Annotated in this window: 22 protein-coding genes and 1 pseudogene; 13 read left to right on the forward strand and 10 right to left on the reverse strand. The window is 45.1% G+C overall.

Annotation, left to right across the window (positions count from 1 at the left end; all coding sequences use genetic code 11):
- Positions 1–56: 56 nt before the first annotated feature.
- From ACH33_RS11130 to ACH33_RS11145, 4 genes are all read left to right on the forward strand, one after another.
- The gene (locus ACH33_RS11130) at positions 57–1,496 is read left to right on the forward strand and encodes an alanine/glycine:cation symporter family protein (protein WP_057899082.1); all 1,440 of its coding nucleotides are present in this window, start codon (positions 57–59) and stop codon (positions 1,494–1,496) included.
- A 272-nt stretch (positions 1,497–1,768) separates the two neighbouring features.
- Positions 1,769–2,857 carry a CobW family GTP-binding protein gene (locus tag ACH33_RS11135; protein WP_057899083.1) on the forward strand — a complete coding sequence of 363 codons (1,089 nt, stop codon included), beginning with the start codon at positions 1,769–1,771 and terminating at the stop codon, positions 2,855–2,857.
- Positions 2,858–2,874: 17 nt separating this feature from the next.
- Entirely contained in the window at positions 2,875–3,147 is a 273-nt protein-coding gene (gene yidD / locus ACH33_RS11140; RefSeq protein WP_057899084.1) for a membrane protein insertion efficiency factor YidD, read from the forward strand.
- A gap of 95 nt (positions 3,148–3,242) precedes the next feature.
- Positions 3,243–4,715 carry a sigma-54 interaction domain-containing protein gene (locus ACH33_RS11145; protein WP_057899085.1) on the forward strand — a complete coding sequence of 491 codons (1,473 nt, stop codon included), beginning with the start codon at positions 3,243–3,245 and terminating at the stop codon, positions 4,713–4,715.
- 123 nt (positions 4,716–4,838) lie between these two features.
- Here ACH33_RS11145 and ACH33_RS11150 read toward each other — a convergent pair whose 3' ends face one another.
- Together ACH33_RS11150 and ACH33_RS11155 are read right to left on the reverse strand one after the other, a co-directional pair.
- Positions 4,839–5,615, reverse strand: a complete 777-nt coding sequence (locus ACH33_RS11150) for a D-alanyl-D-alanine carboxypeptidase family protein (protein ID WP_057899086.1) — start codon at positions 5,613–5,615, stop codon at positions 4,839–4,841.
- Positions 5,600–6,736, reverse strand: a complete 1,137-nt coding sequence (locus tag ACH33_RS11155; RefSeq protein ID WP_057899087.1) for a UDP-N-acetylmuramoyl-tripeptide--D-alanyl-D-alanine ligase — start codon at positions 6,734–6,736, stop codon at positions 5,600–5,602. The genes ACH33_RS11150 and ACH33_RS11155 overlap by 16 nt, the downstream gene beginning before the upstream one ends.
- 148 nt (positions 6,737–6,884) lie before the next feature.
- Here ACH33_RS11155 and ACH33_RS19350 point away from each other — a divergent pair, with 148 nt between their 5' ends.
- Entirely contained in the window at positions 6,885–7,049 is a 165-nt protein-coding gene (locus ACH33_RS19350) for a hypothetical protein (RefSeq protein WP_156424063.1), read from the forward strand.
- Between the two features lie 67 nt (positions 7,050–7,116).
- Here ACH33_RS19350 and ACH33_RS11160 read toward each other — a convergent pair whose 3' ends face one another.
- A complete protein-coding gene (locus ACH33_RS11160; protein WP_057900351.1) occupies positions 7,117–8,082 on the reverse strand; it encodes an ABC transporter substrate-binding protein in 966 nt (321 codons plus the stop codon).
- A 312-nt stretch (positions 8,083–8,394) separates the two neighbouring features.
- On the opposite strand from ACH33_RS11160, the gene ACH33_RS11170 reads away from it, so the two are divergent.
- Genes ACH33_RS11170 through ACH33_RS11180 form a run of 3 tightly spaced genes read left to right on the forward strand, consistent with a single transcriptional unit; the run spans position 8,395 to position 11,259 of the window.
- A complete protein-coding gene (locus ACH33_RS11170; RefSeq protein ID WP_057899089.1) occupies positions 8,395–9,402 on the forward strand; it encodes a FecCD family ABC transporter permease in 1,008 nt (335 codons plus the stop codon).
- On the forward strand, positions 9,399–10,436 hold the full coding sequence (locus ACH33_RS11175) for a FecCD family ABC transporter permease (RefSeq protein WP_057899090.1): 1,038 nt from the start codon (positions 9,399–9,401) through the stop codon (positions 10,434–10,436). The genes ACH33_RS11170 and ACH33_RS11175 overlap by 4 nt, the downstream gene beginning before the upstream one ends.
- Before the next feature lie 19 nt (positions 10,437–10,455).
- Positions 10,456–11,259, forward strand: coding sequence for an ABC transporter ATP-binding protein (locus ACH33_RS11180; RefSeq protein ID WP_057899091.1), 804 nt, complete (start codon positions 10,456–10,458; stop codon positions 11,257–11,259).
- A 40-nt stretch (positions 11,260–11,299) separates the two neighbouring features.
- Here the strand turns inward: ACH33_RS11180 and ACH33_RS11185 are convergent, their stop codons facing one another.
- Entirely contained in the window at positions 11,300–12,472 is a 1,173-nt protein-coding gene (locus tag ACH33_RS11185; protein WP_057899092.1) for a pyridoxal-phosphate-dependent aminotransferase family protein, read from the reverse strand.
- 257 nt (positions 12,473–12,729) lie between these two features.
- Between ACH33_RS11185 and ACH33_RS11190 the strand changes: the two genes are divergently transcribed.
- Positions 12,730–13,572: a metallophosphoesterase gene (locus ACH33_RS11190; protein ID WP_057900352.1), complete on the forward strand. Its 843-nt coding sequence runs from the start codon at positions 12,730–12,732 to the stop codon at positions 13,570–13,572.
- Between the two features lie 37 nt (positions 13,573–13,609).
- On the opposite strand, the gene ACH33_RS11195 is transcribed toward ACH33_RS11190, so the two are convergent.
- Positions 13,610–14,710 (reverse strand): MGDG synthase family glycosyltransferase, encoded by a 1,101-nt coding sequence (locus tag ACH33_RS11195; protein ID WP_057899093.1) that lies wholly within the window; start codon positions 14,708–14,710, stop codon positions 13,610–13,612.
- Positions 14,711–14,839: 129 nt separating this feature from the next.
- Here ACH33_RS11195 and ACH33_RS20580 point away from each other — a divergent pair, with 129 nt between their 5' ends.
- On the forward strand, positions 14,840–15,409 hold the full coding sequence (locus tag ACH33_RS20580; protein ID WP_057899094.1) for a YkoP family protein: 570 nt from the start codon (positions 14,840–14,842) through the stop codon (positions 15,407–15,409).
- A 323-nt stretch (positions 15,410–15,732) separates the two neighbouring features.
- On the opposite strand, the gene ACH33_RS11205 is transcribed toward ACH33_RS20580, so the two are convergent.
- From ACH33_RS11205 to ACH33_RS11225, 4 genes are all read right to left on the reverse strand, one after another.
- Positions 15,733–16,149: a FixH family protein gene (locus ACH33_RS11205; RefSeq protein ID WP_057899095.1), complete on the reverse strand. Its 417-nt coding sequence runs from the start codon at positions 16,147–16,149 to the stop codon at positions 15,733–15,735.
- 127 nt (positions 16,150–16,276) lie between these two features.
- Positions 16,277–17,005: an MOSC domain-containing protein gene (locus tag ACH33_RS11210; protein WP_057899096.1), complete on the reverse strand. Its 729-nt coding sequence runs from the start codon at positions 17,003–17,005 to the stop codon at positions 16,277–16,279.
- Between the two features lie 224 nt (positions 17,006–17,229).
- Complete coding sequence (locus tag ACH33_RS11215) at positions 17,230–17,592, reverse strand: GyrI-like domain-containing protein (protein ID WP_057899097.1); 363 nt, start codon at positions 17,590–17,592, stop codon at positions 17,230–17,232.
- 462 nt (positions 17,593–18,054) lie between these two features.
- Positions 18,055–19,011 (reverse strand): IS91 family transposase, encoded by a 957-nt coding sequence (locus tag ACH33_RS11225; protein ID WP_257721569.1) that lies wholly within the window; start codon positions 19,009–19,011, stop codon positions 18,055–18,057.
- A 402-nt stretch (positions 19,012–19,413) separates the two neighbouring features.
- On the opposite strand from ACH33_RS11225, the pseudogene ACH33_RS19355 reads away from it, so the two are divergent.
- The 3 genes and pseudogenes from ACH33_RS19355 to ACH33_RS11235 all read left to right on the forward strand — a co-directional run.
- A pseudogene (locus ACH33_RS19355) lies at positions 19,414–19,848 on the forward strand (L,D-transpeptidase); the annotation flags it as partial.
- Positions 19,849–19,851: 3 nt separating this feature from the next.
- Entirely contained in the window at positions 19,852–20,103 is a 252-nt protein-coding gene (locus tag ACH33_RS19360; RefSeq protein WP_257721607.1) for a peptidoglycan-binding domain-containing protein, read from the forward strand.
- 765 nt (positions 20,104–20,868) lie between these two features.
- Positions 20,869–21,390: a hypothetical protein gene (locus tag ACH33_RS11235; RefSeq protein ID WP_057899099.1), complete on the forward strand. Its 522-nt coding sequence runs from the start codon at positions 20,869–20,871 to the stop codon at positions 21,388–21,390.
- Positions 21,391–21,417: 27 nt separating this feature from the next.
- Here the strand turns inward: ACH33_RS11235 and ACH33_RS11240 are convergent, their stop codons facing one another.
- Positions 21,418–21,918, reverse strand: a complete 501-nt coding sequence (locus tag ACH33_RS11240) for a hypothetical protein (protein WP_057899100.1) — start codon at positions 21,916–21,918, stop codon at positions 21,418–21,420.
- Between the last annotated feature and the right edge of the window lie 582 nt (positions 21,919–22,500).

Consider the following 22,500-nt stretch of genomic DNA (forward strand, 5'->3'; position numbering starts at 1 on the left):
CGTTGTGCTGTAAAATAAATAAAGTTATAACAACATAGAAAGGAGTGTTTGAAATAATGACTATCTTAGAGAATTTTATTGCAATAAGTAATAATATTTTATGGTCTTATGTTTTAATTGCTATGCTGATTGTTCTTGGCCTTTATTTTACTTTTAGAACGAAATTTGTGCAGTTTAGAATGGTTGGTGAAATGATTCGCTTGCTTGGTGATGGAGTAGGTGATTCCAAAAAGAAGGACTCTGTATCTTCCTTTGGCGCCTTCTGCATCAGCACCGCCTCGCGCGTAGGAACAGGTAACCTTGCCGGGGTTGCACTCGCAATCTCTATCGGGGGACCTGGTGCAGTATTTTGGATGTGGCTGATTGCACTTATCGGTTCTGCTTCTGCTTTCGTTGAGGCAACACTGGCACAAATTTACAAAGTAAAGGACAAAAACGGGTTCCGCGGTGGCCCGGCATATTATATGGAAAAGGCGCTTAATCAACGCTGGATGGGTGTTTTGTTTGCGATTCTGATTACATTATGTTTTGGCCTTGTATTTAACTCCGTTCAGGCAAATACAATTACGCTTTCCCTGCAAACCGCGTATGGGCTGGATCGCACGATGATGGGTCTTGCACTTTCAGCGCTTACAGCATTTATTATCTTTGGTGGTCTCAAACGGATTGTTAAAGTAGCTGAATGGATGGTTCCAGTGATGGCTGGCGGTTATGTATTATTGGCTTTATACATTGTAATCACAAATCTTCCTGTTATGCCTGACGTATTTATGACAATTTTCAAAGGGGCATTTGGCCTGGAGCAGGTAGCAGGTGGAGGAATGGGGGCCGCCCTCATGCAGGGAATTAAGCGCGGCTTGTTCTCTAACGAAGCGGGTATGGGTAGTGCGCCGAACGCTGCGGCAACGGCTGACGTAACACACCCGGTTAAACAAGGTCTGATTCAAGCGCTTGGTGTATTTGTCGATACATTATTGGTTTGTAGTTCAAGTGCCTTTATCGTATTGCTGTCTGATGCCTATAAGCAAGAAGGGCTCGAAGGAATCGCGATCGTTCAGACTGCGCTTAGCTCCCACATTGGTTCCTGGGCAGGAAGCTTTATTGCGATTGCAGTATTCCTGTTTGCGTTTAGCTCAATTGTCGGTAACTATTATTATGGACAAACGAATATTGAGTTTATTGATACAAATAAAACCTGGCTATTGATTTACCGCCTCGCTGTTGTGGCGATGGTGATGTATGGTTCCGTAGAGAGAGTAGCTGTTGTATGGGATATGGCTGACCTGTTCATGGCGCTTATGGCAATAACGAACCTCATTGCAATTGCTCTGCTGGGTAAGATTGCGTTTGCCGCGTTGCAGGATTATACGAAACAAAAAAAGCAGGGCCAAAATCCGGTGTTCTATACCAGTAGTATTGGCGGATTAAAAAACGTAGAATGCTGGCCGGAAAGCGAAACAGATAGCAAAGCAAAACAAGATGCGAACGTAATGTAATTCAGCTGCTCGATAGAGATAGCTATGATAATGATAAATTACGACGTTTCTCCCCTTCACGTAAAAAGGAGGAACGTCGTTTTTTTCATTGCCTATGATAAATACATCGACCTTGCTGGTTTCTCCTGTTACAAAGCGAGCCACCGGTTCAAAGCAATAAAGACGGGAGATGAATCCCCTTTTTAAAAAAACATGCTATCATCAAATTAGTATCATCACCTAAATGTATCGGTCAAACCCGCGGCGAAACATTCATATCAAGGAGGAAGTATATGACCCGCATTCCTGTCATCATATTAAGCGGATTTCTGGGCAGCGGAAAAACAACGCTGTTGCTTCGTCTGCTACATGAAGCAACCGGACGGAATCTGCAACCTGCCGTACTGATGAACGAACTCGGCACAATTGATGTAGATGGACGCCTAATCAACGCTACTATGCAAGAAAATCAGGTGCTCGAAAAACTGCTTGACGGCTGTATCTGCTGTAGCAAAAAAAGCGAAGTGGTAGAAAGTATGGAAAAACTGCTGCACAAGCGGCCAGATGTTATTTTTGTCGAACTGACCGGCGTGGCTAATCCAGAAGAAGTAGTGGATCTGCTTGTAGAACCGCAATTGAAAGAAAAAGTTCGTTTTCACTCGATTCTAACTACAATCGATTCCTATTATTACCTGGAATACACAAGCATCTTCGAAATTGACCGCCAGCTTGTCCGTACGGTCAAACGCCAAGTGAAAGTCGCGGATATGATTATTGTCAACAAGACGGAAGGTATGAAAGAAAATCATAAAAACAAATTGCTAAAAGCGCTGCGCAAACAAAACGACTGCTCTCCCATTTTGTTTACAACATACAGCGATATCGATCTCGCTCCTGTGTTTGACATAATTGAAAGGCAAGAGCCAATAAACACAGCGGATTTGTCTGTCCAAGACCTAGCAGACCTCGAAGTCGCCGCACATGAATCCGGACATCATTATGAAAAAGGGCAGAAACACAGCGAACATGCACATGTCCATCTCCACGCTCATCGCCATGAACAAGAAGATGCAAACGGCTCGTACTCCCGTGTGCAAACATTCACACTGCCAGCTACCGGGACGGTTCAGCAGAAAAAGCTGGAACGTTTCCTAAAATCGTATCACCCCCGCCTACTGCGGGCCAAAGGGTATCTGACCGTCGAAAGCAAAACGGGTATATATCTGATGCAGTATGCGGCGAAGCGAACGGAATGGGAAGCGGTAGAGAATACAGGCGAATGCTATCTCATACTTATCGGCATTGACCTGCCGATGGAAGAAATGCGGCAGAAGTGGAAAGAAATATGCCTGGAAGCGACCGTGCAACAACCATCATTATGAATGAACAGGATGATTGTATGAAAACCGTTCTTATTTTGCTCATCCGGGCATACCAGCGTTTCATTTCTCCACTGCTTCCCCCTTCCTGCCGCTTCTATCCTTCATGTTCCCATTATGGGCTTGAAGCCATTCAACGCTTTGGTGCGCTCAAAGGGGGCTGGCTGACAATCAAACGGTTGGTGAAATGTCATCCGTTCCATCCCGGAGGTATCGATCCTGTGCCGGAGAAAAAGAAAAAAGAACAAGCCGGGGAAACAAGGCACAGAAAATGGAAAAAACATAAAAGGTAAATGCTTCATTTCTGATTCAGAAGTGCTTGATTTTTTTGCATGTTCATGATTAATTTTATGGCAAGTAAAAAATTAACGAAAAATGGAGTGCAATCATGGGAGCGTTGTCGGAAAAGGAAAAACTGGAACAAAAAATTAAAATTTACGAATTCATTTTAAACCGGCTCAATGAAGGTATTCATGTTATTGATGAAGACGGCATCTCAATCATTTACAATGAAAAAATGTCCGAAATCGAGGCGATGAATAAAGAGACGGTGTTAGGCAAACGCCTGCTTGACATATTCACCTTCACCGAAGAACAGGAAAGCACGCTGCTGCGGGCGCTGCATCAGGGCGAAACAACACAAAACGTTAAACAAACGTACTTTAACGCTAAAGGTAAACAAATTACGACTATTAACAATACATTTCCTATTACCGAAAACGGACGTACTATCGCCGCGCTTGAAGTAGCTAACGACATTACCCGCGTAGAGCATATGCTGCGAGAGAACTTCTTGAAAGAGAAAGATACGCGTTATGTTTTCGAAAACATTATCGGGGAAAGCGAGGCCATTCAAGAAGTCATCGAGGTGGCCCGACGCGCGGCGCGCACTTCTTCATCGGTACTTATCGTCGGTGAAACAGGAACCGGGAAAGAACTGTTCGCCCAAAGCTTGCATAACGACAGCGCCCGCGCATCTGGCCCGTTTATTTCGCAAAACTGCGCCGCCCTGCCGGAGCATCTTATCGAAGGCCTTCTGTTCGGTACGAGGCGCGGTGCGTTCACAGGCGCCATTGAACGGCCCGGGTTGTTCGAACAGGCGCGAGGCGGAACCATTTTGCTTGATGAAATCAACTCAATGAGCCCTCCTTTGCAGGCGAAGCTTCTACGCGCACTGCAAGAGAAAAAAATCCGCCGGATCGGCGACACAAAAGATACGGAAATTGATGTGCGCATTATCGCCACAATGAATGAAGATCCGATCGATGCGATCGCAGGGAATCGCCTACGCAAAGACTTATATTACCGCCTTGGCGTCGTAACGCTGTTCATTCCGCCGCTACGCGACCGAAAACAAGACATTGAAATTTTAACGCGCCATTTTATCCAGAAATACAACCGTTTGTTCGATATGAACGTCGAGCGCGTCCATCCGGAAGTTTTGCAGGCGTTTCAGGAGTACGGTTGGCCGGGCAATGTACGTGAGCTTGAACACGCCATCGAAGGAACGATGAATTTTATTACGGATGAACACGAAATTACAATGGAGCATCTGCCGCACCACATCCGGCGCAAATTATTGCATATCACGCGCGAAGATACGGCCCGTCCAGAGCCGGGTGAGCATATGTCCACGCATCCGCTGGCGCCAAAACCGGCAGACCATCCGCACAACATCTTTCCTGATGTGCCGTCAGATTTGAAAAGCCAACTTGCGGCCTTCGAAAAAAAATATATCCGTGCCGTTATCCAAAAAAACAACAATAACATTTCCCGCGCCGCCAAAGAACTCGGAATCAGCCGACAAAGCTTGCAATACCGGATGCGGAAGTACGGAATGGGTTTTACGCTGCGCGATTAAACGTATGAAAGAACTTGCGGACGTATGCCTGCTCAGATCATTGACGAATCCGTCTCTTCTTTCTGTGCTTTTCATTAACTTTTTGCAATAATACAGCATCTGTCCGCAAAACATCTGGGTTTATTAAGCGGAAACAATGGCAGCCGCATACGCAAGCAAACGGGCAGCTTCTTCGTTTCGTTTGCGTTTTGTTAAAAGACCCATGACGACAGCGATATACCGTTTTCCTCCGGATACGAACGTTGCGCACAAACAATATTTCGCCCTTGGTGTGTATCCTGTTTTCAGCCCGTCAACCCCGGGATAAGCGCCAACCAGCGTATTGGTATTACGCAACAAAATGTTGCCTTTGTTCTTCCTTCTCACCACAATACGCTTGCGGGATGTGTAGCGAAAAATTTCTTCATATTGCACCAGCTCCCGCGCAATCAGACACATATCATAAGCGCTTGCACAATGCCCGGAAGCGGACAACCCATGTGGATTAACAAAATAGGTGTTTTCAAGGCCAAGCTCCGCCGCCCGCTCGTTCATCCGCCTGACAAACGCCGGCACGCTTCCGAACGTATATTCTGCAAGCGCCACTGCCGCATCATTGCCTGAAGCGACCATAAGCCCTGCCAACAGCATCCGCACCGCCATCTTCTCTCCGGCACATAAACGCATGGAAGAGCCTCGCATACTGGCTGCCCTGCGGCTAATCTTCACCTGATCCTTCAAAGAAATGCGGCCTTTCTTCACCTCTTCCAGCACAAGCAACGCCGTCATCATTTTTGTCATGCTGGCAGGTGGAAGCGATTCATAGGCATTTTTCTGCAACAAGATCCGACCTGTTCTCGCGTCCAACAGGCAGGCGGCTTTGGCAGTAAGGAAAAACGCGTCTTTCAACGACCTTTCCATGACAGTTGCTTCAACCCCTTAAGCCGGGCCTGTTTCTTAATATAATCAACCGTTTTCTCCAAGCCGATCTTGTGGGAAGCTTTGATAAGAATCGTTGTGTTCGGTTTAAGGCAGGCAACAATGCTTTTGCGCAGCAATTGTTCAGACTCGAACATTTTCACCCGCTCTTTGGAGAACCCGGCCTGAATCGCGGCCAAAGCAATATGGCGTGCTCTTTTTCCGTACGTATACAAATAATCCACGCCTGTGCTGGCAACATAGCGCCCAACCTCCATATGCGCTTTCGTCGAATATTTCCCCATCGCGAGCATCGTACCCAATACGGCAACTTTCGTCTCTCCGCTTACTTTTTTCAGCACATCAAGGGCCGCCCGGACGGCATTTGGATTTGCGCTGCACGAGTCGTCAATGAGCGTAATGTTGCCCGTATAACGAAAAATATTTAACCTTCGTGGCGTCCGCTTATAATAACGGAGGCCCGTTTTCATCTCCTCGGGTGTAAAACCGAGGCGACTTGCAATAGCAATCGCATTCAGCGCGTTGTATACGTTGTGCTCACCGTAAATCGGAATATAAAACGTATGCACCTGGCCGTCCAGCAAAACGTCAAAGCTCATTCCATCAGTTTCATAGCCAACATTTTTCGCCCGAAAATCGGCTTCATTCTTTATGCCTATCCTCACAATCGTCCCCTGGAACCCCTCTGTCTCCAGCAGCTTTGAATTCGGGTCGTCCGCATTGAGTACCAGGTAGCCGGTCTGCTTCATATGCTTAATTAATTCCGATTTCGCTTTCGCAATCCCCTCCACGTTACCGCCCACATTCCCGATATGCGCCGTGCCCACATTCGTAATCACTCCCATATTTGGTTGAATAAACTTGCAATGTTTTTTGATTTGGCCGCGTGCGCCCATGCCAAACTCCAAAACGGCCGCCCGGTGAAACGGGCGAATGCGCTTCGCGTTGCGCGCGGAACACGTATGCTGGTTAAAGCTGCGGTATGACGCAAAAATACGCCACCTGCGTCTCAATACGGACGCGATCATTTCTTTCGTCGTCGTTTTCCCCGCACTGCCGGTCACCGCAATGATCGGCTTAGTCAATATTAATGTTTTGGGCAAGAAAACCTCCTCCTTTTCCTATGCTACGAACCTATTCAACACAATGTATGCAGCAGATAAAGAAAAAGAGCAGGAGGCACAGACTGAGTTTTTATTCATTTTATTTTAAAATGACAGTAAACTGATAAATAAGAAAGGAAGAAGCGAGGTGACATATATGTGGTGGGCCATTGTTGCTATCATCGTTGCTTTTCTCATGGCATATATTAATTTTGCCAAGCCTGTTGAAAAGGGGGAGGAAGGAAGAAAAGAAAAAACGTATAGCCTCGTACATGAGCCGTTCCTATCCAGCGAACATCACAATCCTTATTAGGCCCGATATGGAGAAAAAACAAAAAAGTCCTTTAAAGTCAAGCGACTTCAAAGGACTTTTCTATTTTTTATTTTATACCAAAATATTTTTCCAAATCATCCAGCATTAAGTTGGCTGCTTTTACGCCTCCAGCTGTATTCCAAATGACGTCGTCCACTTTGTACGCTTTGTGTTTTTTCACAACGCTCAAATTTTTCCACAGCGGATCGTTTGTCCATTCTTTTTCGGCTTTTGAAGCTTCTCCGTTCCCTGTCTCATACGTGTAGTAGAACATGATATCCCCGTCCATGTCCGGGATGCGTTCTTTCGTTACATCATCTGCAAAAGCATCTTTATCCTGGGAAGCTGGACGGGCAACACCCAGTTCCTGCAAGATAATTCCAGCAAACGTGTCCTTATAGTAGATACGGATTTTTCCCGGCATGAAACGAACCAGGGAAACCTTGGTCGATAATTTATCGCCCGCTTTTTGTTTGAAATCGGCAATGCGCTTCTCCCAATCCGCTAATACTTTATCGCCTTCCGCTTTTTTGTTCAACGCATCCGCGTATAGCTTAAAGTTGTCCTTCCACTCTCCGCGCAGCGTTTCCGAAAATACGGTAGGTGCAATCGCGGATAATTGTTGATAAATTTTTTCGTGACGCATCTTGTTTCCGAGAATAATATCCGGCTTCAGCGCCGCGATTTTCTCCAAGTTCGGCTGCTTTTCTTCGCCGAGCACAGTCACGCCTTCCATTTCTTTTGCAATATGTTTGTAGAATGGATCACCTGTCCAAGACTTCACCGCACCCACCGGTTTCATACCGAGCGCAAGCACAGCTTCCGTTCCTTCATTCGTCAACACAACAACCCTTTCCGGCTTCTCCGGAACTTGCGTTTCTCCCATCGCGTGTTTTACCGTGCGCGTGTTTTGTTTTTTGCCCGCCTCATCCGTTTTCTCTGAAGCGGTTTGCTGTCCGCCACAGCCGGCAACTACCAGCATGAAAACGAGCAAGAGAATGAATGAAAAGCCCTTCCTTTTTCCCTTAAACATGCTCACCAACAACTCCCTCTTTCTCTACCGCGTTGTACAAGATTTATGAAAATGATTATCATTAACGGCTATAATCATATCCATTTTCTCTTTCTGTGTCAATCATTAATTTTGATAATGAATTTCAAAATCATTGACATAGATATAGAATCTTCGTAAACTTTATCGCAGATAGAAAAACTCGCGTGCTGTACCCGCTTGTCCTTTTGCTGCTGATGTAGCAAAAACGGACGCTTTGCGTCGCTGCGGGCGGTGCACAGCTTTGCAAGTTTTCCTGGCTCTATGCAATCGGAAGGAAAGTAGGATGGCAACATGAAAGGAATACTAACAACTCCCCCACTAAAAATTTTCGGGCTAATCATCGGGTTTGTCTGCATAGTCATGGCTATGTATACAAGCATTGTGTTTGGAGTGATCGATACAAATTGGAAAACGGTGGTCGATGCCTATACCCATTTTAATGGAACAAACGAACATATTGTAATTAAGGAAGTGCGAGTTCCCCGCGCCTTTATCGCGCTGGCGGTTGGCACTTGCCTTGGCATCTCCGGGGTGCTAATCCAAGCTTTGACGCGTAATCCGCTCGCAGACGTGGGAATTCTCGGCATTAACGCCGGCGCTTCTTTGTTTATTGTAATCGCTGTGGCATTCTTTTCTTTCAGTACGCTTGCCTCTCTTACATGGGTCGGCTTTTTTGGAGCCGCGGCAAGCGGACTGTTCGTATATTTTCTTGGATCTCTCGGCCGGGACGGCGCTACGCCCTTGAAATTGACCCTCGCAGGCGCCGCTATATACGCACTCTGTTCTTCGCTTACGCAAGGCGTTCTACTATTTCGAGAATCGGCAATCGAAGAAGTGCTGTTCTGGCTGGAAGGTTCGGTAGCCGGGCGCAAACTCGATGTGCTTGTTTCCGTGTTGCCGTATATGATAGTAGCAATCATCGGTTCGCTGCTTATCGCGAAACCTATCAATACACTCATGCTCGGCGAAGATGTGGCAAAAGGAGTCGGACAGCGGACAGCGCTCGTTAAGGCTATAATGGGAATTCTGCTTGTCATGCTGGCTGGAAGTTCCATTGCCGCAGCCGGGCCTATCAGTTTTGTCGGCCTGATTATTCCACACATCGCCCGCTTTCTCGTCGGAATCGATACGCGCTGGATGGTGCTGTACAGCGCGCAGTTGGGCGCGATTTTGCTGCTGATTGCGGATATTCTGGCACGGTTCGTTGCCATGCCTAAAGAACTTCCCATCGGAGTCATTACAGCTCTCCTGGGCGTGCCATTCTTCATTTATGTGGCCCGAAAGGGGGTTCGCGTATGAAAAATTATGTTCCTATCCGTGGTCAAAAGTTTCCTGTTTCTTTTTTGCTTGACAAGCGCTCACTTTTCTTTAGTCTTTTATTTTTCCTGCTTACGCTTGTGGTGCTCCTTCTAAGCGTTGGCATGGGAGATTTTTTCATTCCACCCGCTGATGTGGTAAAAACGCTGTTGGGCATTGGTTCGAGCGAACATGCGCTTATTATTCAAACGTTTCGTCTACCACGAGCATTAGCGTCGGTTCTGGTTGGAGCTTGCCTCGCCGTTTCCGGGGCTATCCTCCAAGGTATTGTACGCAATCCGCTGGCCTCCCCTGACTTGGTGGGGATTACGGGCGGCGCTTCCGTTACAGCGGTTAGTTTTATTATTCTGTTTCCAACAGCAAGCATCGCATGGCTTCCGCTCTCCGCAATGGTGGGCGCGATAGTCATGACGCTTTTGATTTATATGCTGGCTTGGCGCAAAGGTATCAGTCCGTTCCGGCTGGTACTCATCGGTGTCGGCATTCAGGCGGCGATGGCCGCTTGCACTAAGCTGTTACTTGTCATTAGTCCGATCTATTTGACAAGTGAAGCAATGGTCTGGCTTGCGGGAAGCGTGTATGGCTCAAACTGGAAAGATGTGCTTAGCCTTTTGCCATGGGCGATCGTTCTCATTCCGTGCGCTTTCTTCTTGAGCAGAAGCGTGAACGTACAGCAGCTTGGCGACGACATTGCCACCGGAGTAGGACAAAGGCTAGAGCGAGACCGCTTCATCCTGCTGGCCGTTTGTGCGACGCTGGCAGGCGCGGCGATCGCCATCGGTGGGGCGATCGGATTTGTCGCGCTACTTGCCCCGCATATTGCCCGTAAACTGGTCGGCTCTTCTTTCGGCGGGCTGCTTCCTGTGGCTGCATCGGTGGGAGCGTTCATGGTTACAGGCGCCGATTTAATCGCCCGTACCGCATTCTCGCCGCTCGATTTGCCGGTCGGTATTTTTACATCGGCCATCGGCACTCCGTTTTTCATATATTTGCTTTATAAATACCGGAATCACTGAAAAAGGGGATGGTATGATAATGAAAACGCTGGAAACGGAAAATCTTACGCTCGCATACGGGGAACGGATTATTATTAATGAATTAAACATGACGATACCAGAAGGAAAAGTGACGGTATTTATCGGAAGCAACGGCTGTGGAAAATCCACCCTGCTCCGCTCTCTGGCGCGCTTATTGAAACCGAAATCCGGGTCTGTATTGCTGGACGGCCACAGCATTTCCCGTTTATCCACAAAGGAAGTAGCACGGCGTCTTGCCATTTTGCCGCAATCAACGGCAGCTCCCGAAGGACTCACTGTCCTGCAATTGGTGAAACAAGGCCGATATCCGTACCAAAGCTGGCTGCGCCAGTGGTCAGAAGAAGACGAAAAAATGGTAACCTGGGCGTTAGATGCAACACAAATGAGCGAGCTCGCTGAACAGCCGGTAGATTCCCTTTCCGGCGGCCAGCGTCAGCGGGCATGGATCGCGATGGTGCTTGCTCAAGGAACGCATACACTGCTGCTTGACGAGCCGACCACATATCTTGATATGACGCACCAACTAGAAGTGCTTGATATTCTTGCTGAATTAAACCGGAACGAAAAACGGACAGTTGTTATGGTGCTTCACGATTTAAACCTTGCCTGCCGGTATGCTGACCATATCGTCGCAGTGCAAAACCAGACCGTATACGCCGAGGGTGCTCCTGAGTCGGTGATGACGGAAGATTTGGTACGGGCGGTCTTTAATCTTGACTGCCGCATTATTAAAGACCCAATTTACGGAACGCCGATGTGCATTCCGTACAGTAAGCATGAACGAAAGCGAAATGCTGGCTAATAAAAAAACAAACCTCCGCCAACATAGCGGAGGTTTGTTCTCAGCCGTATATCGTTTCGAGCATGGCCGCACAACTTTCGTTCGAACTGGTTTTGTACCCGTGCTGCTCCAACACTTGTGCAAGTGCCGATAGGAAGAGAAGAACATTGCGCGGCTGACAAGAATAGCCCATCAAACCGATGCGCCATACTTTTCCTTTGAGTGCTCCCAATCCGCCGCCAATCTCAATGCCGAACTGTTCCAGCAACTGCTTACGCACTGCCGCTTCATCAATACCTTCCGGGATGCGCACAGACGTAAGCTGCGGCAAGCGGTATTCTTCTGCCACATGCAACGACAATCCCATCGCTTCTAAACCGGCCTGAAGCGCCTTCCCGAATTTCCAATGTCGCTCCCACGTCTGTTCCAGCCCTTCCTCCGCTACCAAACGCAGCGCTTCGCGCAGGGCGTAATTCATGCTAATCGGAGCTGTATGATGGTAGAAACGCTCCTGTCCCCAGTAATTTTGAAGCATGGATAGATCAAGATACCAGCTTTGCACCTTGGACGTACGTTTCGCCAGCGCTTCCTGCGCCCGTTTGCTGAACGTTACCGGTGAAAGGCCCGGCGGCGCGCTTAAGCATTTTTGCGTTCCGCTGTAGCACGCGTCTACTTCGTTTTCATCTATCCCCACTTTGATTCCACCGAGCGACGTTACCGCGTCCACAATAAAGAGGGCATCGTGTTCGTGCACAAGTCGCGAAATTTCGAACAATGGCTGAAGGGCGCCGGTCGATGTCTCGGCATGCACGACCGCTACTGCCTTAACACCAGCATGCTTTTCAAGCGCTGCTTTTATTTGCTCTGGCTGGATGATCTCGCCCCACGGTGCCTCCACTCTGATGACTTCAGCACCACAACGTTCCGCTACATCCGTCATCCGCTCGCCAAAAAGGCCATTGACGCCGATGATAACCTTATCGCCCGGCTCCAGTATATTTACAAACACCGTCTCCATCCCAGCGCTACCAGTGCCCGACATCGAGAGCGTAAGCTCATTCTTTGTTTCAAAAACCATTCTGATTAGCTCCATCGTTTCATTCATAATTTGTAGAAAAGACGGGTCCAAATGACCGACAAGCGGCATTGCCATCGCCTTCAGTACGCGCGGATGAACATCGCTCGGCCCCGGCCCCATTAAAATACGGCTTGGCGGATTTAATTCTTTATACATCTCTCTCATCCTTTCCTATGTATGATGGAAAAAAGGGGGGTTCGCTTCTAAAAATAGTTTATCCCTTCCATTCAAAAACATCAAACAATTTCAACAATAAAATCGACAAAGCCCGCTTGAAAATTCTTTCAAGCGGCCGCTCGTTCCTCATGTTCAATGCTAGCTATAGGGTCTTTATCCAATATTTCATCATTTTCATTCGGGTCGATTCCCTTTATTATATAAATTACGTGATTGAAAAACGAGAAAGGAGGATTATCATGCTTATCATTACCCTTATCCTCTTACTAGGCTTGTTTTTTGGAATCCGCCGTGCATACCGCAACACATTCGATGTACAAGTGCAAAAAGTAGAGATTCCACTGGACTTGCCGCAGAATAAAGAAATAAATATTCTGCACCTTTCCGACATGCATCTTGAAAATCTTTCGATCACACCTCAAACTCTGTATGAAAAAGTAAAAGATTTAAATATAGATCTTATTGCCCTGACCGGGGATCAGCTTGAGCGTCAGAAAAATATCCAGCCGTTCATGGAATACATTAAGGTGCTGAAACAACTCAATGCGCCTCTCGGCATTTACGTTGTCTTTGGCAACCATGACTATCTGCTGTACAAGCACCATCTTGAACTCTTCCGCAAAACGCTGGAGAGCCATGGTTGCATTGTTCTGCAAAATGAAAACAGAGTCCTACAACTGGGTGATACTGTGCTTAACATCATCGGCATTGATGATTTCAGCACCCGTCGAAGCAACATTGCCAAATCGTATGAAGGGGTTAAAACAGGCATCAATCTTGTATTAACCCATGATCCGAATGTCGTGCTTCATATGGATGATGTGCCTTACGATTACCTTCTCTCCGGCCATTTCCATGGCGGCCAAATCCACTGGCCGAAACCTTACCACTTGGTAAAAATGGGGAAGTTGGCTAGAATGAAGATTATCAAGGGCCTGCATTACCGAAACGGGAAACCTTACTACATCAGCGAAGGATTAGGGCAAACCGGGGTGAATATTCGTACAGGTTGCCGTCCGGAAATTACGCTCCATACGCTTAAAGGAAAAGAAAGCGAAAAAATAACACGTGCCAGCTAAAAGTCTCTAAACGTGTGAATCGTTTGGGGACTTCTTTTTATTCCACTAGTTCCTTTATTTTCTCCCAGGCCATTCCTTCCTTATCTTGATGATAGCGTTCAATTGTTTTCATCCAATTGCTTCGTTCTTCTTCGTTCTGCAAAACGTTTAGTATTTGTGTTTCATACGGCGAATGGGATAAAAGTCTGTATACCAATTTTTGTGATTCCAAGTAATGCAGGTTCACTTCTTCCTGACCGGGCAAAACGGAATGGACGAAGATGGGAAGTTTCTTCCACAAAGCTTCGCTTATCGTTACGCCTCCTGGCTTAGTAATGATAGCGTCCACTTGTTCGTACCAATCATTCATCTGCTTTCTCGATGAAATAAAGGAAAGCGGTTGAATATGTTCCATTTTCCAAGAAGCAATCTCATGGAAAAGCTCTTTATTATGGCCACAAAGAATAAAATAGCGAAACTCGGTAGCATGCTTCATTTTTTGCAATAGAGAAAGAATGTCGCCCAGTCCGTTACTTCCTCCTGATATCAATATTTTGTAAGGCGGAGATACAGGAAATTTCCTATCGGTCGTGTGAAACTGCTCATCTACTGGAATACCGGTTATGTGAATTCGTTCCTCAGGTATATTGTACTTTCCCATGAGTTCGTTCTTTAGTGAACTAGCAGGGACAAAATGGAAGTCAATTCCTCGACGTCCCCAAATTTCGTTAATAAAAAAGTCAGTATACACATTAATGGCAGGCGTAAAGATTTTCCCCTGTTCTTTCAGCCTGCTTATTAAAAAAGAAGGAAAAGCATGGGTACAAACCAACAAATCCGGTTTTTCTTCACGAAGCAATTGTTCCATTTTGTCCTGAAATAGTCTTTCATACCATGCTAATTGGTAATTTTTTATGCCGCTTGCCGAACAGGCGCAATGCTGATACGTCCATTTATACGTCTGCGGCGCGTAATAAATCCACCTCATATATATACCGGTCACTATTTTTTCTAAGTGTCTGTTCGCATACCACAAAAAATCGATTTTTCGGCACGAGATTCCCTCCGCTCTTTTTTCCAATGAGCGCATAAGGGCATCGGCGACTTGATGGTGACCTGAAGGAAGTTGCAATAATGGAAAAAAAAGAACTTTTTTCATGCTTAGTATCAGACTCCTTTATATTCATTGGGAAAAAATTGTGATGCATACTTACTCTCGTTGCTACGCATTAATAAGAAAAAAATTGTCTCATCATCTGTTACACCAGCATGAAAGGAGGCATCTGCATTGGGAACGTGGATTCAACTCTGGTCATTTATAGACAAATTTTATTTTTCGTGTTCTCAATTAGAATATGTAAACAGAAAAGAAAAAAACATTTTCCGCGTCAAGCTTATTCGTTATCACGGGCAACATCTCACTCTTTCGGATGGAACACGTATATGTCCCAACGATCTTCTTCTGAAAATACATCTCCATAATTGTTTGCTTATGGACGAGATGAAAAACATTCTAAACGACACAAAACGAGCCCTGTATGTTTATCATCGTGTGCAATCCTCGCTGCCCGAGCTGGCCCATTTTATTTTTAAACACCCACAGAGAGACAACATTAAAGGCATCATTGGCATTACCATGCTATCCCGCGGGGTAAGTCGCCTAGGATTCGAGGTAAAGGATATTCAAAACCGCTATTATCGAAATATGAAGCAATTATATATGAAGCCAATGTTTATTTTATGCCATCCGGATAAAAAAGGAGTTTTTAGACAAAAAAATCCAGTTCCTAAGTTCCTTCTGATGTCAAAGGAACAAATATTTAATAAATATTTACAAGCACAGGACTTACCCACATAATAGATAATAACACCAAGCTGTAGGTCGTTCGCAGCGGATACGAAAGAAAAGCGCGACTCCCTGGCTGTGGTTGATCTCTTCTTTTGTATCCTTATTTTCTTCTGTCATTGTACTCGCATTGCGCTACACGAATGAGCCATTTGCTACAAACAACGGGCTTCGATGGGCAACTTATGAGTGGGTATTCATACATTTCATGGCCCTAAAAACAAAAAAAGTCTTTTGAAGGAAAGAAAGAGGCTAAACCCCCGCTCCTTTAAAGACTTTTTTATATTCATGCATTCACTTATTTCAATTGTTGAAAAACTATACATTTAGTTTGATTAGCGCTGTACAGCACCGGACATCGGTTGTACATTCACCGGCACTTTATTCATATTGTGCATGCCTCCAGCATTGACATGATACATAATGTAGTATTGTCCTGCTTTATCAAACGTATATGTAATCGAGTAGACCCCGTCTCCCGTTTTCTTGGCGGCAATCATCTGTTTCTTTTCTTGATTTTCTTGTCCGATTTCAAATTTAACATCTTCCGCATCATTGACCGGTCGTTGCTTCTGCGTGATTCGAGCGGAAATCTTCACCGGTTGTTTTTCTTTCACGCTTTCGGGCATAATCGTAAGCGAAACCTCTACTGGTACCGGCTTCTGCCTTTCCTCTGGCGTGCTATTCTGGCCACACCCGATTCCCCCCCATACAATTAACAAAAGCATAAAACCAAACAAAACTTTCGACATTCTCACTTTCCTACATTCACCCTTTCCAGCATATATAACGATATTGATATACAAAATGCATCTGTCTACTTATTTCTCGATGTTCTCTATGCTCCATCCGCTATTCATATCGTTCCTGACTCTACTGCTAATATGATTGCCATAAATAAATCTTATCTCCGACCTTGATTTCACCCGTCTTAATCACAGAAGCGTAGACTCCGAAATAATTGTTCCGCTCCCGAACTACCGTTTTTAACAGAGAAGGATCAAACGCGCACGTATCGGGGTTAATCGTGATCATCATGCACCGTTCACAATGCCGCTTTATTTCCAGCTCCGCTTCCCCCATCATCATTCGCTTCCCGAACCAATGGTCTTCTGCAAATGGAATATTTTCGTACATGGCGATAAGAATATTAGGTCGAAAACGTCTGTGATCCACTTTATCTCCCCATAATTCCTCAAGTTTGGCAAGCGAAGCGTCCGTAGCAAGCAAAACATTCTCTTCTTCAATCGCTCCCAATGGAATATGGTCTGGAGAATACTGTATCGTTGAAATGCTTCTGCCTGACTTCTCCTCCAATTCTTTCGTTAATGCTTCATCTCCCCAAAAATACGTTTTTCCGCTGGGCGATGTAATCTTAACCTGTGGAAACTTCTCCAGACTCTCTTGCCCGATAAATTCCGCCTGATAGCCAATCATCGCCGGAAGCTGCGTGGCTGTCAAAAATTGGCCGGGTCTCGTTCCATCCAAAAAAGCATGACTGCGATCCCCATACAACCCATAAGGCTGGATCGTTGTCTTCCGTACGCTTTCCCCCCGAAATGACTTCACGGGATGGCGAATAATTTCTTTAATTTCCCCAATCAGCATCTTTATTATCCTTTCAACAACATTTTTTCTAAATATAATCTTATCAAAATTTTTCATTTAATTGTAAGAATTACTACTATCGAGCGATTTGCAAAACGCTCTTCTTACATAAACCAAGTTATCGGACACAGCAAAACAGTTGATCTGGATGAACCGGATCAGCTGCTTTAGTTTTACATTTTACGTATTATCGGACGTATTAAAAATAAATATTACGCTTAGTATTATGATTTTACAACAGGAATTTGGATTTCAGTAACGTGTTTATCTTCATTAGACGTTGACCAGTATCCCTCAAGGTGTACTTCTCTACTAGGTCCTGCAATTTCATATCCGTTCATTTCCATCCACTTCTGAATAGCCGTGTAAGCATCAGCTAATTTATCATTATTACCTTTATGGATAACACAAGCCATCCTCTTGACCGCTTTTAATTTCCTGATCTTGATTCTTTCTGATTCAGGCAGATTACCCATAACAGGCACTGCAACTTCAATATTTACATCATTTTCACTGTCGTCAGAAGAATAATAAACCGCAATAGGAGAAACAATTTTTACATTGTGATGATTTAATAAGAATTCCAAGCTTAATTTAAATATAGATGATCTTCAGTCCTTCTTCCCTGATCCTATCCCTGAAAATGGTATAGAACTCCGCGATGAAACGATAAAAAGAAAGCAAGATAACTTGAACATGCTAAAAAGTCTGGTGCCTAATGTAATTAAGTAATCATAAGTGTAGAATAAAATATCATTTCAAAAACTTTCATTATAGATTATCCGTTATAAAAATTAAAAATTTTCGCCATGATTGATTATCTATTTTCAATAATTTCGCTTACGTTAATGAGAAAAACCGGGCATGCGCCCGGTCCTTTTTACTTCTTAACATCTTCAAGCCTATAAATTTGACCATGTACTCCCTCGTAATATTCAGGGTACATTTCCCCCCCACACTTTTCACAACTAAACTGGGGAGGGACCGTAAGGTCCCCATCATCCATCGCATCAAAAGAGCGGACCGTATCATACGGAATTCCTTCTGTTTCATTGCACACCAAACAGACGTAATTGACCTTGTTTTTCGCTCGAAGAAATCGAGATACGGTGATTACGCCTTGCTTCTTGTGTTTTTTCTTCTTTGACTTTGCCATGTTCAATCTCCCTCGTTAGATATCTCCTTGCCATGTCATCGACAGCGTATCTTACTTTTAATTCGCCGTCATACTCCTCAATACGATGTAAAGCAATCGCAGGACGACGAATATAACGTCCGATATACTTCAACTGCTCCTTTACATTTCCTTTCTGTTTAGGAGCATATACATAAAAACCCTCGGCATTTGCCGAATACGCTTTTTGTAGCAAAGGTTGAATCTTTTTCTTTTCTATCTCACTTACTGTACGGCGAATAAGTTTTAAGACAACCACTTGCCACTGCTTTCTCAACATGGAAAACGGAATATAATTATATACCTTCCATTCTCCATTTTCTTTCATACCTCTCATGGTAACGAGCATATGCACATGGGGATTAAAATTAAGGCGGGAACCAAACGTATGTAAGCCAGCAATAATACCAGGTGTTACTCTAAACTTCTTTTTAAACCAGCCCTGCACCAGTTTAACTGCTTCATCCATGAAAGGTTTTAGCATCTCACGATGCTGTAAAAAGATATTCCGTAATCCTTCATCTATCGTAAAAATAACATGTCGATGACATACTTGAAACATATCTTCTGCCAATAAGCGTCCCCACTCCTCGGTTTCCCCATTGGAGCAACTTGTACAAAATCTTCCCTTGCAACGAAAAGTCATTTTCCGAACATGATGACACCCTTCACATACAAAGAGTTTAAAGCCATTCTCAGATGTACCACATGTACGAAATTTTTCAATTTCTTTAATCACATTTGGACGTATACGATTTCCATACTTTTCAACAAATCGCTTCCAGTGTTGACGCTCATCAAAAAAAATACGTTTCAAAATATTTGTCTCCATACCTTCATCTTACAATGAATCCAAAAAGAAAGGGACCTTCCGGTCCCACTTTTCCACTTTAAAGCAACATATACTTTCTTATACGATAAGAAAAGCAGTAGCCCTTTGCCCTGGCCATCAGAAATGTTGTTTATTAAGAAGAGTCAAAAAAATGGCCTTATGACAAACAAAATTAATTCCTGGCTATGATAGGCGACAGGAACCGATTAGTTTAAGATGGGAGTTTAACGATTTTAGTACGAATACAGCACGCATGATGGGAAAACGATAAGAAAAAAACCGTTCACTGCATGGAATGCTCGGCTTTATTCACGCCTTTATTGAAAAAAATTTAATTATCGACGAAAACAATCGGGTAGCATGCATGTGATTTCAGCATGAAAAGAGGTAGGTTTTATGAAAATGTTAAGAGTTTTTTTGCATAAATTTATAAAACTGGGAATCATCTGGATTGTTGTTTCTGTTTTTGTTCTCATTCTATGTACCCTAACCGCTTATTCTTCAAATGAACAGAAAGCCTCTTACGAAATCCGTATCAACCTGTGGCACCAGGATCTTCAGCTTCTTGAAGGGGGGAAAGCAATCAAGACGTTCAAAGTGGCTCCCGGTACCCGAGATACACCTTCCCCCGTAGGGACCTTTCGTATTGTTTCAAAGAGTACGGGATGGGGCGGCGGGTTTGGAAGCTGCTGGCTCGGATTAAACGTACCATGAGGAAAATATGGAATACATGGCACGAACAAACCTCATCTGATCGGTCAAAATGTAAGCCATGGCTGTTTTCGTATGCGAAATCGGGATATCGAGGAACTGTATGAAAAGGTGCCGGTCGGAACAATAGTGATCGTAGAAGGGCCGATTACCGGTCATAAAGATTTGACCTATCACGTCCTGGTACGCGGTTCGCGTGGCACGCTAGTTCAACTTGTCCAGAATCATCTTCGGGCTGCCGGCTTTTATCATGGTACATGTCACGGCATTTTTGATCGGAGTACAGAACAAGCCGTGACTCAATTTCAAAAACAGAGTAACTTGCCTGTAACGAAACAAATTCATGAGACCGATTTGCTGTACTTAGGCATTATTGAATGATAAGTTTTAGAGCTGCGGTATAAGCAAAAGCAGCCGTTCCTTTTCCAAACGGGCTGTCCTTATGCAGATCCTAACTAATGTAAATGTAAATTAAAACAGCTGATCGGGTTTTGTCCAGGTAGCTGCTTTTTTGTGTTCTATAATCTCCGTTATGGTGCGACAAGCAAGTCGCTTTCTTATATACAGTGCAACACCGGTCTCATTTGCTGGTATGCTGCTAGCCTAGTCGCAAAGGCTATCTCTGCCCGAAACAGCGTCTCTAGCAATGGAGGGGTTGGTTGCATAAGGGAAATGCGGAAACAGAGGATGAGTGCATCATCCGGAATACTGCTAGGAGAAGATGGGTAAGGCTGTACCTTACGGTACAGCTTGCGGTGACCGAAAGTGAAGGTTTGTAAGCTTCGTAAAGATTAGCTTGGGATCATGCACAGCGTAGCCCAGGTATTCGTAAGAGGAAAAGCGGAGTCATAACGCCGCTCTGATGTGACCCACATCTTGCCCGGAGTAAAGAACCCACCTGTCCCCTGACACTGAGTGTTATTATAAAATCTGCTTCGCTACACACACTAAAGCCAAGACTATTTATGACGGGAGGATGCCATATCATACAAAGTACTGTTTCTCATCCTTATCCTGAGCCTTCTCTGCCCCCCTTTCTCCGTCCAGGCTGCGTCTCCCGGAGCATCGGAGACAGAAGCATCAGCCCGGGAAAGACAATTGTTGTTTGAACATATGCAGGCCATCACCGGAATTCCATGATACTTTATGGCGGCTATTGATCAATATGAGCGGAACATCCACAAAAATTCAAAGAAAAAAGCAGACACATCCTTTTCCCATACTTCGTCGCATAAAACCGGTATTGTATTTGCGCCGGAGATATGGAACGGATTGCTAAACCCCAATTCTGAAGACACTAATCCATCAAGCATTGCTTTTTTTGGCGGAATAGGCAAAGACGGGAACAGAGTCGGCAAAGCCGATGCAGCAAACGATTTAGACGTCGTATATACGATGGCCAGCTACCTCAGTGGATTCGGCTATACTGAAGATGATATTCGGATCGGACTCTGGCATTACTATTCACGCGAAAAAAACGTGGAAATTATTTCAGAGCTGGCAGCTCTTTTCCAGCATCATCAGCGACTGAATCTGACAGGCAGCGCATTTCCTGTGCCTCTCCACTACAATTACAGCTATCGCAGTACATGGGGCGCTCCCCGCGGCTGGGGGGGACGTCGCATTCATGCCGGAAATAGTACGCGTGGGGGCAGGTGTCATATTTGAAGAGTCGGATATAACTCCATTTCCAGGTCACGCCGTTCTCTCCTTCATCTTTTGCAACTCTCGCTGAATGGTCCCTTCCAAATCCGCCGCTTTCTCTTCGTTCCGAATTGCTTCTACAAGTTCGCGAACGATGACATCAGCTCGTTTGGCCCATTCCGCCCACAAATCCTTGGGGAGCTGATGCATCTTCACGGCGCGCTCCCAAAGACTTTCAATGCCGGTATCTTTCTCGGTTTTCCTGACGAAATCCTCCGCTGCTTTTTCATTCGCCAGGTATTTGCCAATCAGAAGGACATGGAACGCTTCCTTCGATTTCTCAGACGTGAATAGTTGCCACTCCCGCCATGCCCACTGAAGAACCGCGCGTGCATAATTCGGGTTGGTGTGAAACATTTTCCCGTCGATCTTCCCGAGAAAGCCCATCAGTTTCCATTGGTGTGCGGAAAGCTTCATCGCAGGATGATCTTCCCATGTCTTTTTCTTCCGCTTTTTCCTTCGGGCGGCTTCGTGTTTTGGCCTTGTATTCATCGATCACTTGTTGTTCGCCTTTTCCCTCCAGAAGACCGATGAATTTGGCCACGCCCCCTTTTTCCTGGCAGCGAAAGCAGTGAAACGTATTCTTTACCGGATTTAGGTAAAGATGGAACCTTCAGTCCAGATAGTTATTCATGGAATCTCCTTTCTCTGCGATGACCAATTCACTAGAACGGCAAATTGTCAGTTGTAATATCGATCAGTTTTCTTGAGCAAGTAAACGGATCGGCAAATGGATCTCTAGGGGCAATGGCTTGGTTGCTGCTTGCCCGTACGAGTATCCTCTGCTTTTTCAAGGAAACAAACACCGTCCGCCACAACCTCTGTCATGTATACCTATCGTCCTTCCTGGTTTTCGTATAATCGGGTTTGCAGCCTTTCATTTACTTAGAACCGAAGAGATTGAACCCGTTGTTAGCTCTCATGGTGTTTTTGACTCAGACGATGCTATGTTCATCGAATATGTGATATGCGGAGGTGCAAAAGTAGTCATATCCAATGACCGAAGTTTGACAAAACTCCATGAGTACGTCACAGATGAAGAGGGGAAATGACTCATCCAAAAGATTGAGCTTT

It is taken from the genome of Aneurinibacillus sp. XH2, assembly GCF_001439585.2.
Lineage (GTDB): Bacteria > Bacillota > Bacilli > Aneurinibacillales > Aneurinibacillaceae > Aneurinibacillus > Aneurinibacillus thermoaerophilus.

Bases quoted from the DNA above. Each gene is read 5' to 3' on its own strand.
- ACH33_RS11130 (WP_057899082.1), top strand. From the start codon at position 57: ATGACTATCTTAGAGAATTTTATTGCAATAAGTAATAATATTTTATGG.
- ACH33_RS11135 (WP_057899083.1), top strand. From the start codon at position 1,769: ATGACCCGCATTCCTGTCATCATATTAAGCGGATTTCTGGGCAGCGGA.
- yidD (WP_057899084.1), top strand. From the start codon at position 2,875: ATGAAAACCGTTCTTATTTTGCTCATCCGGGCATACCAGCGTTTCATT.
- ACH33_RS11145 (WP_057899085.1), top strand. From the start codon at position 3,243: ATGGGAGCGTTGTCGGAAAAGGAAAAACTGGAACAAAAAATTAAAATT.
- ACH33_RS11150 (WP_057899086.1), bottom strand. From the start codon at position 5,615: ATGGAAAGGTCGTTGAAAGACGCGTTTTTCCTTACTGCCAAAGCCGCC.
- ACH33_RS11160 (WP_057900351.1), bottom strand. From the start codon at position 8,082: ATGTTTAAGGGAAAAAGGAAGGGCTTTTCATTCATTCTCTTGCTCGTT.
- ACH33_RS11170 (WP_057899089.1), top strand. From the start codon at position 8,395: ATGAAAGGAATACTAACAACTCCCCCACTAAAAATTTTCGGGCTAATC.
- ACH33_RS11175 (WP_057899090.1), top strand. From the start codon at position 9,399: ATGAAAAATTATGTTCCTATCCGTGGTCAAAAGTTTCCTGTTTCTTTT.
- ACH33_RS11180 (WP_057899091.1), top strand. From the start codon at position 10,456: ATGAAAACGCTGGAAACGGAAAATCTTACGCTCGCATACGGGGAACGG.
- ACH33_RS11185 (WP_057899092.1), bottom strand. From the start codon at position 12,472: ATGTATAAAGAATTAAATCCGCCAAGCCGTATTTTAATGGGGCCGGGG.
- ACH33_RS11195 (WP_057899093.1), bottom strand. From the start codon at position 14,710: ATGAAAAAAGTTCTTTTTTTTCCATTATTGCAACTTCCTTCAGGTCAC.
- ACH33_RS11205 (WP_057899095.1), bottom strand. From the start codon at position 16,149: ATGTCGAAAGTTTTGTTTGGTTTTATGCTTTTGTTAATTGTATGGGGG.
- ACH33_RS11210 (WP_057899096.1), bottom strand. From the start codon at position 17,005: ATGCTGATTGGGGAAATTAAAGAAATTATTCGCCATCCCGTGAAGTCA.
- ACH33_RS11225 (WP_257721569.1), bottom strand. From the start codon at position 19,011: ATGGAGACAAATATTTTGAAACGTATTTTTTTTGATGAGCGTCAACAC.
- ACH33_RS11235 (WP_057899099.1), top strand. From the start codon at position 20,869: ATGGCGGCTATTGATCAATATGAGCGGAACATCCACAAAAATTCAAAG.
- ACH33_RS11240 (WP_057899100.1), bottom strand. From the start codon at position 21,918: ATGAATACAAGGCCAAAACACGAAGCCGCCCGAAGGAAAAAGCGGAAG.